11 protein-coding genes are annotated in these 15,460 nt (G+C 68.6%); 9 read left to right on the top strand and 2 right to left on the bottom strand.

The window, feature by feature from the left end:
• Positions 1-165: 165 nt before the first annotated feature.
• Positions 166-2,001: an RICIN domain-containing protein gene (locus tag ACLQ29_RS11295; protein WP_425771555.1), complete on the top strand. Its 1,836-nt coding sequence runs from the start codon at positions 166-168 to the stop codon at positions 1,999-2,001.
• A 180-nt stretch (positions 2,002-2,181) separates the two neighbouring features.
• Positions 2,182-3,786 (top strand): arabinofuranosidase catalytic domain-containing protein, encoded by a 1,605-nt coding sequence (locus ACLQ29_RS11290; RefSeq protein WP_425771554.1) that lies wholly within the window; start codon positions 2,182-2,184, stop codon positions 3,784-3,786.
• A gap of 142 nt (positions 3,787-3,928) precedes the next feature.
• Here the strand turns inward: ACLQ29_RS11290 and ACLQ29_RS11285 are convergent, their stop codons facing one another.
• Positions 3,929-5,275: an extracellular catalytic domain type 1 short-chain-length polyhydroxyalkanoate depolymerase gene (locus ACLQ29_RS11285; RefSeq protein WP_425771553.1), complete on the bottom strand. Its 1,347-nt coding sequence runs from the start codon at positions 5,273-5,275 to the stop codon at positions 3,929-3,931.
• Between the two features lie 267 nt (positions 5,276-5,542).
• Here ACLQ29_RS11285 and ACLQ29_RS11280 point away from each other — a divergent pair, with 267 nt between their 5' ends.
• The 3 genes from ACLQ29_RS11280 (at position 5,543) to ACLQ29_RS11270 (ending at position 10,084) form a co-directional block, all read left to right on the top strand.
• Positions 5,543-6,541: a PaaX family transcriptional regulator C-terminal domain-containing protein gene (locus ACLQ29_RS11280; protein WP_425771552.1), complete on the top strand. Its 999-nt coding sequence runs from the start codon at positions 5,543-5,545 to the stop codon at positions 6,539-6,541.
• Positions 6,542-7,060: 519 nt separating this feature from the next.
• Entirely contained in the window at positions 7,061-8,530 is a 1,470-nt protein-coding gene (locus tag ACLQ29_RS11275; protein ID WP_425771551.1) for an endo-1,4-beta-xylanase, read from the top strand.
• 168 nt (positions 8,531-8,698) lie between these two features.
• Positions 8,699-10,084, top strand: coding sequence for an RICIN domain-containing protein (locus tag ACLQ29_RS11270; RefSeq protein WP_425771550.1), 1,386 nt, complete (start codon positions 8,699-8,701; stop codon positions 10,082-10,084).
• A gap of 81 nt (positions 10,085-10,165) precedes the next feature.
• Here ACLQ29_RS11270 and ACLQ29_RS11265 read toward each other — a convergent pair whose 3' ends face one another.
• Positions 10,166-10,936: a FadR/GntR family transcriptional regulator gene (locus ACLQ29_RS11265; protein WP_425771549.1), complete on the bottom strand. Its 771-nt coding sequence runs from the start codon at positions 10,934-10,936 to the stop codon at positions 10,166-10,168.
• 257 nt (positions 10,937-11,193) lie between these two features.
• Between ACLQ29_RS11265 and ACLQ29_RS11260 the strand changes: the two genes are divergently transcribed.
• From ACLQ29_RS11260 to ACLQ29_RS11245, 4 genes are read left to right on the top strand one after another with little or no spacing between them, the layout of a single operon-like run.
• Positions 11,194-12,345, top strand: a complete 1,152-nt coding sequence (locus ACLQ29_RS11260) for an ABC transporter substrate-binding protein (RefSeq protein WP_425771548.1) — start codon at positions 11,194-11,196, stop codon at positions 12,343-12,345.
• Between the two features lie 5 nt (positions 12,346-12,350).
• Positions 12,351-13,331 carry a carbohydrate ABC transporter permease gene (locus ACLQ29_RS11255; protein ID WP_425771547.1) on the top strand — a complete coding sequence of 327 codons (981 nt, stop codon included), beginning with the start codon at positions 12,351-12,353 and terminating at the stop codon, positions 13,329-13,331.
• Complete coding sequence (locus ACLQ29_RS11250; RefSeq protein WP_425771546.1) at positions 13,331-14,158, top strand: carbohydrate ABC transporter permease; 828 nt, start codon at positions 13,331-13,333, stop codon at positions 14,156-14,158. The genes ACLQ29_RS11255 and ACLQ29_RS11250 overlap by 1 nt, the downstream gene beginning before the upstream one ends.
• A 1-nt stretch (position 14,159) precedes the next feature.
• Positions 14,160-15,383 (top strand): mandelate racemase/muconate lactonizing enzyme family protein, encoded by a 1,224-nt coding sequence (locus tag ACLQ29_RS11245; RefSeq protein ID WP_425771545.1) that lies wholly within the window; start codon positions 14,160-14,162, stop codon positions 15,381-15,383.
• The last annotated feature ends 77 nt before the right edge of the window (positions 15,384-15,460 follow it).

Here is a 15,460-nt window from a genome sequence, read left to right as displayed (position 1 = left end):
GGTCAAGAGATGATCGGGTGTTCCGAAGGCTGCGCTGTGAAACGCCACCTTCACCGCGTCGTCACTTCATTGACATGGTTCAGTTCCTGGTCCTACGATCCGTGCGAATCGATTCGCAAGCAGCCCTCCGGAGAGCGTCCCCCGCGCCCCACCAAGGAGCCGCCCGTGAAAACCCCGTCCCCCGGCAGGTCAGGCCGCGCCCGCGCGCTCGCCGCCCGACTCGCGGTTGGCCTGCTCGCCGCCACCGCCGCCGTCACCGTCGCCGCGCCTCCAGCGCAGGCCGGCAACGAGTCGATAAGCGTCAACTTCGCCACGGACAACGGCACGCCGACCTACCGCGCGTCCGGCTGGATCTACGGCATGACCGAGAACGCCAGCGGTCCGGCGGACCACTTCTACCGAGACGTCAAGTTCCAGTCCATGCGGGCCGGCGGCGCGCAGCTCCCGGGCAGCGGCTGGGTCGGCGGCACGTACGACCGCCGGTGGAACTCCACACTCGCCCAGGCACGTCGGACCACAGCCCTCGGCGGGAAGTTCATCATCCTGCCGCACGACCTGTGGGGCGCCGACGGCGCCGGAATCTCGCGCTTCCCCGGCGACAACGGCAACTGGACCGACTACGACAACTTTCTGACCCGGCTCATCGGCGACGTCCGCGCGTCCGGGCTGAACGTGCAGTGGGACATCTGGAACGAACCCAACATCACCATCTTCTGGAACCGCCCGATCTCCCAGTACCTCGAACTGTGGCGCCGCACCTACCAGCGCCTCCGGGTGGAGTTCCCCAACCAGCTCATCGTCGGGCCGAGCTGTGCCTGCGTCCCGTCGACGAACCACGCCTTCTGGAACCAGTACCTGGACTTCGTCCGCTCGACGAACACGGTGCCGGACATCATCAGCTGGCACTCGCTGCCGGGCGACCCGGTCGCCAACGTCGCCGCGGCCAACGCCACCCTCGACCCCCGTGGCATCGCCCACCCACGGCCCTACCAGATCAACGAGTACGGCGCGCCCGACGAGCAGAACCCGGCCGACGGCGCCTGGTACATCGCGCGGCTGGAACGGGCCCGGGCCGACGGCCTGCGGGCGAACTGGGCCAGCGGGGGCAGCCTGCACAACGACCTCGGCAACCTGTTGATCCGCAACTCGGCCGGGCAGCACCAGCCCAAGGGCGAGTGGTGGAACTACCGCTTCTACGCCTCCCAGACCGGGCAGATCGCCGGGGTCACCCCCAGCCAGTCGTTCGACGCGTACGCCACGAAGGCGGCCGGCACGGCCAAGATCCTGATCGGCGGCGGTCGCACCACCGGGAACCTGACCGTCAACCTGCAGGGCCTGGACACCACGAGCGGCATCGTGCAGAACAACCAGGTCCGGGTCCTCACCCAACGCATCCCGCACAACAACGGTGGCGCCGTGCCGGGGCCGATCACGGTCTCGAACAGCGTGGTCAGCGTGTCCAACAACAACGCCACGGTGACCCTGCCGTACACCAACCAGACCGACACCTACGCCGTCACCCTGCTGCCCCCGGCCGAGGCCAGCTTCCAGTCGGTGGCGGTGGCCCAGCACTCCCAGCAGTGCCTCAACAACGTCGGCCTGAGCACCGCCGACGGCAACGTCCAGCAGCAGAACTACTGCGACGGCGGCGACCAGCAGCTCTGGAACTTCCGCCCGGTCGCCGGCGTGGCCAACACGTACACCGTGGTCAACCAGCAGAGCGGCAAGTGCCTCGACGTCAGCGGCGTGTCCACCGCCGACGGCGCCGCCGTGCACCAGTGGACCTGCCTGAACACCTCCAACCAGCAGTTCACCCTCCGCAAGGTGACCTACTCGGGTAACGACTCGCACGACTACCAACTCGTCGCGCGGCACAGCGGCAAGTGTGTCGATGTCAGTGGCGTCTCCACGGCGGCCGGCGCGCTGGTCCACCAGTGGACCTGCAAGGCGGTCAACCAGGGCGGCACCCTGAACCAGACGTGGCGGATCCTGGGGCGGTAGTCGCCCCGGGGGAGGTGACGCGCTGGCTGTCCGCCCAGCAGCCAGCGCGCCACCCGGCACCGCATTCATTGACATGAATTCAACAAAGGTCATACGATTCGCTGCGATCCGCCATGCCACCACCCGCCCGTGGCGCGTCGACGATCTCCCCGCGCTTCCCCGACTCCGAGGAGCCACCTCGTGCGAACCCCGTCCCGCAGCGGGCCAGGAACAGCCCGCGACCTCATCCCGAGACGCCAACGCGTCCGACGTCTGACCCTCCTGGCCGGTGCCCTGGCCGGGGTGCTCGTCGTCGTCGGCATCGGCGTCGGCACCACCCCCGGAAGCTCGCCCCTCGCCGCCGGGGCCGCCGTGGCGGCCACCATCCAGCCGGGGCAGAGCACTCCGATCGTCGGCACGCCGTCCGGTCGCTGCCTCGAGGTGCCCAACTCCAGCACCACGAACGGCACCCAGACGCAACTCTGGGACTGCAACGGCGCCGCCGGCCAGACCTGGACCTGGACGTCGAGCAAGCAGATCCAGGTGTATGGCAACAAGTGTCTGGATGCCTCCGGCCGGGGCACCACGAACGGCACCCAGGCGATCATCTGGGACTGCAACGGCCAGAACAACCAGCAGTGGAACGTCAACAGCAACGGCACCATCACCGGCGTGCAGTCCGGGCTCTGCCTCGACGCCAACGCCGCCGCCACCGCGAACGGCACGAAGGTCATCCTCTGGGCCTGCAACGGTGGCGCCAACCAGCAGTGGGCCTCGCCGAACACGCCGCCGACCTCCGTGCCGCCGACCTCGGCGCCGCCGACCAGTCCGCCGCCGAGCGGCGCGCGTCCGTGCGACATCTACGCCTCCGGCGGCACTGCGTGCGTCGCGGCGCACAGCACGACGCGGGCGCTCTACGCGGCGTACACCGGCAACCTCTACCAGGTCCGGCGCTCATCGGACAACACGACCCGCAATGTCGGGCTGACCGGCACGGGTGGCACCGCGAACGCGGCGACCCAGGACTCGTTCTGCGCCGGCACCACCTGCGTCATCACCGTCGTCTTCGACCAGTCCGGGCGCGGCAACGACCTCTGGTACCAGGGGTCGAGCGTGGTTCCGGGCAGCCCGCAGAGCAGGCCGGCGGTCGCGACGACCGAGTCGCTGAGCGTGGGCGGCGCCAAGGCGTACTCGCTCTACATCAACCCCGGCAACAGCTACTGGCGCGACGGGCACCTCACCGGGGTGCCGACCGGTGCCGCGCCCGAGGGCATGTACATGGTGACGAGCGGCACCCACGTCAACAGCGGCTGCTGCTTCGACTACGGCAACAGCGAGACGACGCGCAAGGCCGACGCCGCCGGTGCGATGGACGCCATCAACTTCAGCAAGCAGTGCTGGTTCGGCGGCTGCTCGGGCAGCGGACCCTGGGTGCAGGCAGACCTCGAGTGGGGTCTCTTCCCCGGCGGCAGCCAGAGCTGGAACCCGAACCAGCGCGCCTTCACCAGCAAGTTCGTGACGGCGACGCTGAAGAACAACGGCACGTCCCGCTTCGCCATCAAGGGCAGCGACGCCACGTCCGGCAGCCTCTACACGCTGTACGACGGCTCGCTCCCGCCGGGCTACAGCCCGATGAAGAAGCAGGGCGCGATCATCCTGGGCAGTGGCGGTGACTGCTGCAAGCCCGACGGCGGCGCGAACCTGAGCGCCGGCACCTTCTACGAGGGGGCCATGGTCGCCGGCTACCCGTCCGACGCGACCGAGGCCGCGGTGCAGGCCAGCATCGTGAGCGCCGGCTACCGCTAGCCCGACAACACGTGCGCCGGTCACCACGAGTTGGTGACCGGCGCACGTACTTGTCGACGCCCGCCCGCCCGGCCGCCCTGGCGGGGCCGCCGACACTCCGGGGAGGCACGGTGACGTGCCCATCCCCGGAGTGCATCCGGTGTCAGGCCACCGAGCAGGACGCGCCGTTGAGGGTGAACGCGCTCGGCTTGGCGGTGTTACCCGTGTGCGTGGCCTGGAAGCCGACGGTCACCGATCCGTTCGCGGGTATGCCGCCGTTGTAGGCGACGTTCCGGGCCGTCACCTGTCCCGAGTTCGGGGAGTAGGAGGCGTTCCAGCCCGAGGTGATGCTCTGGCCGCCGGGCAGGGTGAACACCAGGGACCAGCCGTTGACGGCACCGGCGCCGGTGTTCGTCACGGTGATGTTCTCGGTCAGCCCGTTGTTCCAGGCGTTGACGGCGACGGTCACCCGGCAGGCGCCGGAGTCCGGCGGCGGGGTGGTCGGGTTCGGCGGTGGCGTGGTCGGGTTGGGCGGCGGGGTGGTCGGGTTTGGTGGCGGCGTGGTCGGATTGGTCGGGTTGGACAGGCCGAAGAACCCGATGGCGGACGCCGCCATGCCGCTGGCGGGCAGACTGTGCCCGGCGCCCTGGATGCTGTACGCCTCGACCTGGACCGTGCCGCTGCTGTCGGCGTACCTGCGCCGGTTCCAGTTCGGCTGCGGAGCGTCGGTGGAGGTCGGCGTCTGGCTCAACCCGAACACGTTCGTCCACTGCTCGATCGACTCCTGCAACAGCGAGTACGGCACGAGTGTGTCGTTGGTGCCGTGCCACAACTGGACGCGCGGGCGGGGCCCGGAGTAACCGGGGTACGCCTGGCGGACCGCGTCGCCCCACTGTTGCGGCGTACGGTTCATGTTCCCGCCGGTGCACTGGCTGCTGGTGGGTGGGAAGTCGGCCGCGTTGGCGAAGCAGTTGAACGGCACGCCCATGAACGCCGCGCCGGCCTTGAACACGTCGGGATAGAGGGCCAGCATGTGGTTGGTCATCATGCCGCCGGAGGAACTGCCGGTGGCGTAGACCCGGTCCGGGTCGGCGGCGTACTGCTGTTGCACGTGCCGGATCATCGAGATGATCGACACCGGGTCGCTGCCGCCGCCGCGCCGCTTGGCCGCGTCTGACCAGACGTCGAAGCAGTTGCCGAACCCTGCCTGTTGGGTCGCGGACGGGTAGATCACGATGAATCCGTACCGGTCGGCCAGGCCGGCGAACTCGCTGCCGGAGTAGAAGCCGGGGCCGGACCCACCGCAGCCGTGCATCGCCACGATTGTCGCCGGCCGGGCCGGGCGGTTGTCCGGCACGTAGACGTGCATCCGCATCCGACCCGGGTTGTCACCGAAGCTTGTCAGCTCGGTCAGCGACGCCGCGTACGCGGGTTGCGTCGCGGGGACCGCCAGACCGGCCGCCACCAGCGACGCGGCCAGGGCGAGCAGCAGTTTTCTTCTGATTCTCAACGGACGACTCCTTCGATTGCCTGTGCAGGCTGTGGATGGCCGCGCGATCGGCTCGCGGGTGTGCCCGAGGCCCGCGGTGATCGCGCGATGCCCGCTACCGGTGGCTCGCCCTGCCCGACTCCGGACCACATCGCGTGGCGATTAGTGTTCTCCTCGGGCCAACAAGTGTCAATCGAGAATCTTCGATCAAAGGTGGACCGGTGACTCCCCGTTCGACGGCGGTCCGTCTACAGTCGTCACACCGTCCCTGAAGAGCACGGAGCGCCTGTGGCAAGCCCGTTCGACATCGACGAGATCTATCCCGACGACGGAGGCCGACAGCTCCGGCTGCCCCGGCGGCAGGTCGGCAACTCGCCGCAGGGCGTCGCGGTGACCCTGCTCGCGGATTACACCCTGCGGACTCGTGCCGCTCTCCCGTCCGCCGCCATCGTCGCGCTGCTCGAGGAGACCGGGGTGACCACGGCCGGCGCGCGTACCGCGATCAGCCGGCTGGCCCGCCGTGGCGTCCTGGAGGGCAGCCGGCTGGGACGGCGCAGCTCCTACCGGCTCAGCCGCGCGGCCGCCGCCAACCTCTCCGCCGGCGGCAACTGGATCCTTGCCTCGACCAGCTCGACCGTGCGGTGGGACGGCTGCTGGACGATCGTCGCGTTCTCGCTGCCGCAGGACCGGAGCGCCCAGCGTCGGGCCCTTCGTGCCCAACTGCGGTGGCTCGGATACGCGCCGTTGTACGACGGGCTGTGGATCTCACCCGAGGAGCTGACCCCTGCCGCTCGCGCACAGCTCGACCAGCTCACCCTCGGTGCCGTCACGGTGTTCCGCGGCCGGCAGGCAGCCATCGGGTCCGCCATCCACCGCGCCCCGATCGAGGCCTGGGACATCGCGGAGATCGGCCGGAGCTACCAGGCGTTCCTCGAGCACTGGACGGCGGTGCTGCCCCGGGTGGCGGCCGGGGAGATCGACGGTGCCGCCGCGGTACGGGCGCGAACCGAGGTCATGGACACCTTCCGCCGTTTTCCCGTCCTCGATCCGCAGCTACCCCTGGAGCTGCTGCCGAAGAAATGGCTCCGGAGGCCGGCGCGGGAGGTGTTCGAGGCCGTCTACGACGGCCTCGCGGCACCGGCCGAGCGGCACGTCCGGGCGGTCGTCGCGCGGTTCACCGACTGCGAGCTGCCCGGCGTCGAGGCCCACACGACCGCCGACATCCTGGCCGGAGTGCACCCCGCCAGGAATCCCGCGGATCCGGCGCACGGCGGATGCGCTTCTTGATGGCGGCCCGCCGCGCGGTGGACCGGTCGGCTGGTGCGTGGTCCGACCCGGGCGGGCCACGGCCCGTCCGAGGGTGACCGCCGCCCTACGCAGGGTGGTCACGGTCCGGTTGGTCCGCGGCCCTGTGAGCGATAACAGAGTCTGCGTGATCGGCGCGTGCACGAGGTGCGACCGGCGCGGCTGGCTCCCCACCAGGGCAGCGCGTCAGGACGACGGTGACGAGGCAGGCTTCGGCGGAACCTGAACTCGACAGCATCGATACGGGCTTATGTTACGTCTTGACGAACGACATGTTATCGCTCACCCTCGATATCGAGGAAGGCAGCACGTGTGGCTCACCGGGCGAGCCGCTGTCGCACCTCACGGTCACGACGTTCCCCAGGGCATGCGGACGTCCATCACGCACCCTCGGCAGCGTCAGCCGGCCGGACGACAGGTGTCGGTACGCGCCGATGCGAGATTTACGTCCCGGTTCCGTTGCGACCACCACCGTTGCGACCACCACCGAAAAGGAACGACATGAAACCCAAGAGAACTCTGCTGGCGGCGGCGTCCCTCGCCGTCGCACTCACCGCGGGCATGACGGCGGTGCTCGCCCCCACGGCCAGTGGCGCCGGCACGACTCTGAAGGCGGCAGCGGCCGAGAAGGGTCGCTACTTCGGTGCGGCCGTCGCGGGCCAAAAGCTCTCCGACAACGCGTACGTGACGATCCTGAACCGCGAGTTCAACAGTGTCGTGGCCGAGAACGACATGAAGTGGGACGCGACCGAGCCGCAGCAGGGTCGGTTCAACTACACGGGTGGTGACCGGCTGGTCGCGCACGCGCAGGCCAACGGCATGAGTGTGCGGGGCCACGCGCTGTTGTGGTACCAGCAGGAGCCGACCTGGGCGCGGGACATGTCGGGTAGCCCGTTGCGCAGCGCGATGATCAACCACGTCACGCAGGTGGCGACCCACTTCAAGGGGAAGATCTACGCGTGGGACGTGGTGAACGAGGCGTTCGCCGACGGTAACAGCGGCGGGCGGCGTGACTCGAACCTGCAGCGCACCGGCAACGACTGGATCGAGGCGGCGTTCCGGGCGGCACGGGCGGCGGATCCGGCTGCGAAGTTGTGTTACAACGACTACAACACCGACGGGATCAACGCGAAGTCGACGGGGATCTACAACATGGTGCGGGACTTCAAGTCCCGTGGCGTGCCGATCGACTGTGTGGGTTTCCAGTCGCACCTGGGCACCTCGTTGTCCAGTGACTACCAGGCCAACCTGCAGCGTTTCGCCGATCTCGGCGTGGACGTGCAGATCACCGAGCTGGACGTGATGGGCGGCGGCAACCAGGCGAACATCTTCGCCGGTGTCACCCGTGCCTGCCTGGCCGTCTCGCGGTGCACGGGCATCACCACGTGGGGTGTGCGTGACTGTGACTCGTGGCGTGGGTCGGACAACGCCCTGCTCTTCGAGTGCAACGGTAACAAGAAGGCCGCGTACACGAGCGTCCTGAACGCCCTCAACGCCGGCTCGACCACGCCCACCACGCCTCCGCCGAGCAACGGGGTGGACACCAGTGCCTGGTACGTGTTGCTGAACCGCAACAGCGGTAAGGCGTTGGACCTGTACGCCTCCGCAACCAATGACGGCGCCCGGATCAGCCAGTGGTCGCGCAACAACGGCACGAACCAGCAGTGGCAGTTCGTCGACTCCGGTGACGGCTTCTACCGGGTGAAGTCCCGACTCTCCAGCAAGGTGCTCGACGTCAGCGGCCGCTCGACCGCCGACGGTGGGGCGATCGTACAGTGGTCCGACCTCAACGGGACGAACCAGCAGTTCCGACTCGCCCAGTCGGCCGACGGTTACCAGCGCCTGATCAACCGCAACAGCGGCAAGGCCGTCGAGGTGCAGGGCTCCTCCACGGCTGACGGCGGCAACATCGTCCAGTACGCCGACTGGGGCGGCAACAACCAGCAGTGGCAACTCGTCCGCATCGGCTGACGACCGTCACGATCTAGCTGGAAACCGTAGCGGCTCGCCCCCTCCGACGGGGTGGGCCGCTACGCCCGCATACCCCCAACGTGCCGACGCCACCACCAGACGCTGGCACACACCCCCAGGGCACGCGCGCGTTCCGCTCGTGGGTGACCCCGATCGAAGGAGTGGACCATGAAGGCCATCGGTGAGGTTCGTCCCGCCTCTCCACCGAGACGTCGTTGGCGGTCAGGGTTGGCCGCCGCCGCGGCCGCGCTCATGGCGGCCGGCACACTCGTCGCGGTCAACGCGGCGCCCGCGGCGGCGGCGACGGTGGACACCAGCGCCTGGTACGTCCTGGTCAACCGCAACAGCGGCAAGGCGTTGGATCTGGTCTCCTCGGCCACCAACGACGGCGCCCGGATCAGCCAGTGGACGCGCAACAACGGCGCGAACCAGCAGTGGCAGTTCGTCGACTCCGGTGACGGCTTCTACCGGGTGAAGTCCCGGCACTCCGGCAAGGTGCTCGACGTCAGCGGCCGTTCGACCGCCGACGGCGGGGCGATCGTGCAGTGGTCCGACAACAACGGCACCAACCAGCAGTTCCGGTTGGCCGACTCGGACGGCGGCTACGTCCGGCTGATCAACCGCAACAGCAACAAGGCCGTGGAGGTGCAGGGCTCGTCCACTGCCGACGGCGCCAACATCGTGCAGTACTCCGACTGGAACGGCACCAACCAGCAGTGGCAGCTCGTCCGCACGGACGGCAGCAACCCGCCGCCGTCGGGTGGCAGCGGGTGCGGCAAGGCGCCGACGCTGGCCAGCGGCACGCACACGATCCAGAGCAACGGCAAGAGCCGCACCTTCATCCTGCGGGTGCCCGCCAACTACAACAACAGCAACCCCTATCGGCTGATCTTCGCGTTCCACTGGCGCGGCGGCACGATGCAGGAGATCGCCTCCGGCGGCACCAGCGGGACCCCGTGGTCCTACTACGGGCAGCAGGAGCAGTCGAACAACAGCGCGATCCTGGTCGCGCCCCAGGGGTTCGGCAACGGCTGGGGCAACTCCGGCGGTGAGGACATCGTCTTCGTCGATGACATGATCAGCCGGATCGAGAGCAGCCTCTGCGTCAACCCGAGGCAGCGGTTCGCCCTCGGCTTCAGCTGGGGTGGCGGCATGAGCTACGCCGTGGCCTGCGCGCGGGCCAACGTCTTCCGCGCCGTCGCGGTGATCTCCGGTGGGCAGATCAGCGGTTGCAGTGGCGGTACGCAGCCCATCGCGTACTTCGGGCTGCACGGCATCTCGGACAACGTCCTGGGCATCTCCGGTGGCCGGGCGTTGCGCGACACGTTCGTCCGGAACAACGGCTGCACCGCGCAGAGCCCGCGCGAGCCGGCGGCCGGCAGCCGCACGCACGTCACGACCACGTACTCGGGCTGCCGGGCCGGTTACCCGGTGCAGTGGGCCGCGTACGACAACGGTCACATGCCCGGCCCGGTCGACGGCACCTATGCCGAGAGCGGCATCACGACCTGGACCAAGGGTGAGATCTGGAGGTTCTTCGCGCAGTTCTCCTGACCGGCCTTGCCGACCTGGTCGGCCTCTGGCGGCGCCTGCTCCCGTACCTCGGGGGTGGGCGCCGCTTCGTCGTCCGGCCGGTCAGCGTTGCAGACGAACCGGCTTGCCGGAGCCGCTGCGGCGGACCAGCCAGGCCTCGGTGATGTGGGTGAACATCGCCGCGGCGGCACCCTCCGAGTCGTGCGCGGCGATGCGCTCGTAGATGCGCCGGTGGCCCCGGTTGGACGCCACGCACAGGGAGCGCTCGGTCCGGCCCATGTAGCGGGCGGTGTTGATGACCTGGCTCTCCAGTGCCCGCACGACGCCGCGGGCGATGCGGTTACCGGACGTCTGCATGATCGCGTCGTGGAAGGCCCGGTCGTGTTCGTGGTAGGTGACGTGGTCGTCGACGAGCTGGTCCATCTGGTCCACCATGACGCGCAGCCGGTCGATGGTCGGCGCGTCGGCGAGCCGGGCGGCGACGTTCGCCATGTCGGATTCCAGCACGCGCCTGGTGACGACGAGATCGTCGAGGATGGCGAGGCTGTCGTCCTTGGCGATCGTGGCCCCGAGGACGAGCTCGTCGAGCATGTCCCACTGCGCCGCGGGGGTGACCATGGTGCCGGCGCCCTGGCGTACCTGCACCAGCCCCTTCTCCTGAAGGATCTTGACTGCCTCGCGGACGACGGTCCGGCTCACCGAGAAGGTCTCGCAGAGGATCGGCTCGGGAGGTAGGGACGTCCCGGAGGGGTGCACGCCACGTACGATGCGCTCCACCAGTTCGGCGGTGACCGCTCGGGCCAGGTTGGTCGGCCGACGCACCCATGCCGGTGTCACCGGGCTGTTCAGGGCCGTCTCCTGCGATGGCGTCATGTCCCCTCCGAAAGGCTCGCCGTGGCACGACGTCTGGCTCAGTGTACGGCTGAGTATTGACGTCACACGTCATACGAGTTACGTTCCGGGCAACATTGGCACGGCGGCGCGTCCGCCGGCCACCCCACTTTCTGAGGTGACAACTGATGAGACAGCGCGCAATATGGTCGGCCGTCCTCGTTGTGGGCCTGGCCCTGGCCGGTTGTGGAAGTGCTAGCGATTCAAGCTCGTCAAGCGGGTCGGACAGCAAGCTCGTCGTGTGGGACTGGAAGTCCGGCGAGCCGTTCGCCAAATCCTATCTGGACAAGGCTAAGGCCGACTTCAAGAAGAAGCACCCCAAAGTCGAGGTCGAATTCGTAGCGCAGCCCTTCGACCAGTACTACACGCTGCTCGGTGCGGCGATCCAGTCCGGCAAGGGCCCGGACGTCATGCTGTTCAACGGCGGTGGCCAGATTCGCGACCGGGTCGACGCGTTGGTGCCGATCACCGATTACGTGGCCGAGGACAAGCAGCGGCTGGCCGGGTGGGACGCGTTCACCAAGGACGGCAAGGTCTACGGCGCCCCGGTGACGCTGCAGGGCTATCCGATCTACTACAACAAGGAGATCTACCGCAAGGCCGGCCTCGACCCGGCGACCCCCGCCGCCACCTGGGACAAGTTCGTCGCCGACTGCGCCGCCATCTCCAAGGCCGGCGCCAAGTGCTTCGCCCTCGGCAACAAGGAGGGCGTCGGCATCCAGTTCTGGCTCTCCAGCATGGGGTCGGTCACCCTCACGGCCGCGGAGTACGACGCCTGGATCACCGGCAAGCGCGACTGGAACTCCGCGAACGTCAAGCGGATCTTCCAGCTCTGGAAGGAGACCGGCGACAAGAAGATGAACAGCGACGGGGCCAACTCGACCGCGATGTTCAACGACTCCTTCGCGCTCTTCCAGTCCGGTAAGGCCGCGCACGTCATGGGTCTGATGTCGGACGTGGGGCACTGGCAGGACTTCAACGAGTTCCTCACCGCGGAGAAGCTCGGCGTCATGAAGGCCCCGGTCGTCACCGCTGGCACCACCCCGAGCCTCCCGTACGACGGTGGCATCGGCTACGCGGTCGCCAAGTGGACGAAGGACCCGAAGGTGGCCGCCGACCTGGTGCGCTCCCTGAGCTCGGCCGACGCGTTGAAGGCCTTCTACGCCGACGCCGGTGCGATCGCCGCCGACACCACCATCGACGTGTCCGCGGGCGGGCCCGCGGTCTCCACGATCGTCGGCGAGCTGAAGAGCGGCAAGCCCGCTCTGCACGTGGCGCTCTCCTCGAAGACGCTGGACCTGATGGGGCGCCTCTCCCAGCAACTGCTCAGCGGCTCGATCACCGTCGACGAGGTGGTGAAGCAGTTGGCCGCTTCCGACCAGGCGGGCTGACCCTCGTGTCAATTGGAAACACGCAACCGTCGGTCCGTCTGGCTCAGGCCGGACGGGCCGGCGGGGCGGGGCCTACCCCCGCCACCCATCGGCATGGTGCGCAGCCTCGTCGCGCCCGCGGCGGCCTGCGGGCCGAACGCTTCGCTCCCTACATCCTTGTCGCTCCGGCCATCCTGATCATCGTGGTGCTGCGGCTCTATCCGCTGCTCCTCGGCGTCAACTTCTCCTTCACCGGCGACGGTGCGCAGAACGGGACCGCTGTCGGATTCGGCAACTACCGCGAGCTGTTCCACGACCCGCTGTTCCGGACCGCGCTGAGCAACGTCGGGCTGCTGGTGCTGTTGCTCCCGGTGGCGGTGGCCATCCCCGGCCTGCTCGCGACGTTCATCTACCTGCGGGTGCCCGGCCACCGCTTCTACCGCAGCGTGTACTTCTTCCCCGCGGTGCTCTCGCCGGTCATCGTCGGCGCGATCTTCAACCTGTTGCTCGCCTTCGACGGCCCTCTCAACGCCATCCTCGGATCGTTCGGCATCGGTGCGGTGGACTGGCTCGGTGACCCGGACATCGCGATGTTCATGGTGGTGGGCGTGCACATCTGGGCCACCTTCGGAATGGCCCTGGTGGTGTTCCTCTCCGGCTTCGCCACCCTGGACCCCGCGCTCCTGGACGCCGCCCGGGTGGACGGGGCGGCGCTGCGCCAGGTGGTCTGGCACGTGATCGTCCCGAGCCTCTCGCGCACCATCCAGTTCGTCTTCGTGACCACGATGATCGGGATGCTGACCTCGATGTTCGGGCTGCTCTACGTCATGACCAGCGGCGGACCGGAGGGGTCGACGTATCTGCCGGAGTTCTACATCTGGAAGCAGCAGGGCCAGATGAACCGTCCGGCTCTCGCGTCGGCCGCGTCGACGATCCTCTTCATGATCATGCTCGTGGTGGGGCTGTTGCAGATCAAGCTGCTCGAACGATCCGGAAAGGAGGATTGATGTCTCGGGCCCGCCTGGGATGGTGGCTGCTCGCCATCCCCATGTCACTGCTCGCGCTGGCGACGATCTACCCACTGCTCTTCACCGCCAACGTCGCGATGAAGACCCGCCGTGACTACATCCTCGACCGGTTCTCCCTGACCGACGCCCTGCGCTGGGAGAACATCAGCGCGGCGTGGAACAGCGTCGGCATGGGCCGCTACTTCGTCAACTCGCTGTTCGTGGTGACGGTGTCGGTGCTGCTGCTGCTCCTGCTCGGTTCGATGGCCGGCTTCGCGCTGAGCCAGCTGCGGTTCCGTGGTTCGTCGGCGCTGTTCCTGGGTTGCCTCGCGGGGCTCTTCATCCCGTTCCAGGTGATCATGGTGCCGCTGTCCCGGATCATGGCCGACACGGCGCTGATCGACACGTACCCCGGTCTGATCCTCGTCTATGTGGCCCAGTTCCTGCCGTTCACCGTGTTCCTGATGACGAGCTACTACCGGGGCATCCCACCGGAGATCATCGACGCGGCACGGATCGACGGCAACACCGTGTATGGCGTGTACCGCCGGATCATGTTGCCGCTGGGCACCCCGGCACTGCTGTCGGTCGGCATCCTCAACGCCCTGTTCTGCTGGAACGACGTCCTCATGGCGCTGGTGATGATGCCCTCGGCCGATCACCGGACGCTCATGATCGGGGTGACCTCGTTGCGGGGGCAGTACTCCGACAACATCCCCACGTTCGCCTCCGGGGTGCTGATCGCCGCCATACCCGTCCTGTTGGTTTACCTGTTCCTCCAGCGCCAAATTGCCGACGGTGTAGCCGCCGGTTCCACGAAGGGTTGACATGCGGATCACGGGATATCGGACGCTCACCACGGTCCAGGAATGGGGGCGGCCCGTCGGCGATGCCAACGGGGTGTTCCCCGACGGGGTGGTTCCGGTCTCGATCGTCATCGTCGACACCGACGAGGGCGTCTCGGGAGTCGGCCTCGGGCCGCACGTCGAGATCGAGCGGATCTTCGCAGCTATCGAGGGCGAAGACCCCCGTGCCGTGACGACCCTGTACGACCGCATGTTGCGGCACACCTTCAAGGCGGGCCACGCCGGCCCGGTGTTCGGCACCATCGGCGCACTGGACACCGCGCTCTGGGACATCAAGGCGCAGGCCGCCGGCGAGCCGCTGTGGCGGCTGCTGGGCGGGCGTGACCGGCGGGTCAACGCCTACGCGTCCGGGCTGGACATCGGGCTCACCGACGACGAACTCGTCGCCGAGTACGAGGTCTACGCCAGCCACGGCCTGCGCGCCGCGAAGCTCAAGGGCGGTCTCGACATCGAACGCGACCGGCACCGGCTCACCCTGGTCAGGGACGTCCTGACCGAGGCGGGGCACGGCCGGCGACCGGGTCTCATGCTCGACGTCAACGAGGCATGGACCCGCAAGCAGGCCGTCCGCCACGTCTCCGAGCTCGAACGCTCCCTCGACCTCATCTGGATCGAGGAGCCCGTCCGACGCTGGGACGCCGAGGGCCTCGCCACCGTCAGCCGAGGGGTCTGCGCGTCGGTCGCCACCGGGGAGAACCTCACCGGGCTCGAACAGTACCGTCCGCTGCTCGCCGCCGGCGCGGTCGACGTCGTCCAGATGGCCGCCGTCTGGGGAGTCACCCACTTCCTGCGGGCGTCCGCCCTGGCGCACGCGTACGACCTGCCGGTCAGCCCGATCGGCAACAGCCCGATCGGTCTGCTGCACGCCGCGACCTCGGTGCCGAACCACCTGACGAGTGAGTTGCAGGACCTGCACCCGCCGGTCGGCGTCTCCGTCGACCTGCACGTCGAGGACGGCGCCTTCATTCTCGGCGACGCACCCGGACTTGGTGTCCGCATCGACGAGGAGCGGATCCGGACGGCCAACCACCGCCCGTGGGCGCAGACGGCCGAGAGCCCCAACGTCCGGCCGGAGCGGGCCGGTCGGCGCCTGCTGGGCGGCATCGACGGTGTCGTCCCCACCCGCCAGGTGCCCGTCGTGCCGCTGAACTACCGCAACGAGGTGTCGCCCACCGGGCGGCACTGAGCTGACCGACAGAAACAGAGGACGCGTGGGTGCACCGCCATCGCGGTGCACCCACGGCCATGTCCGGTCGGCACGAA

Source organism: Micromonospora sp. DT228 (genome assembly GCF_049841595.1).
Classification (GTDB): Bacteria; Actinomycetota; Actinomycetes; order Mycobacteriales; family Micromonosporaceae; genus Micromonospora.
The sequence above is the reverse complement of the archived record's forward strand: the minus strand, read 5'-3'. Positions and strand labels throughout refer to the sequence as shown.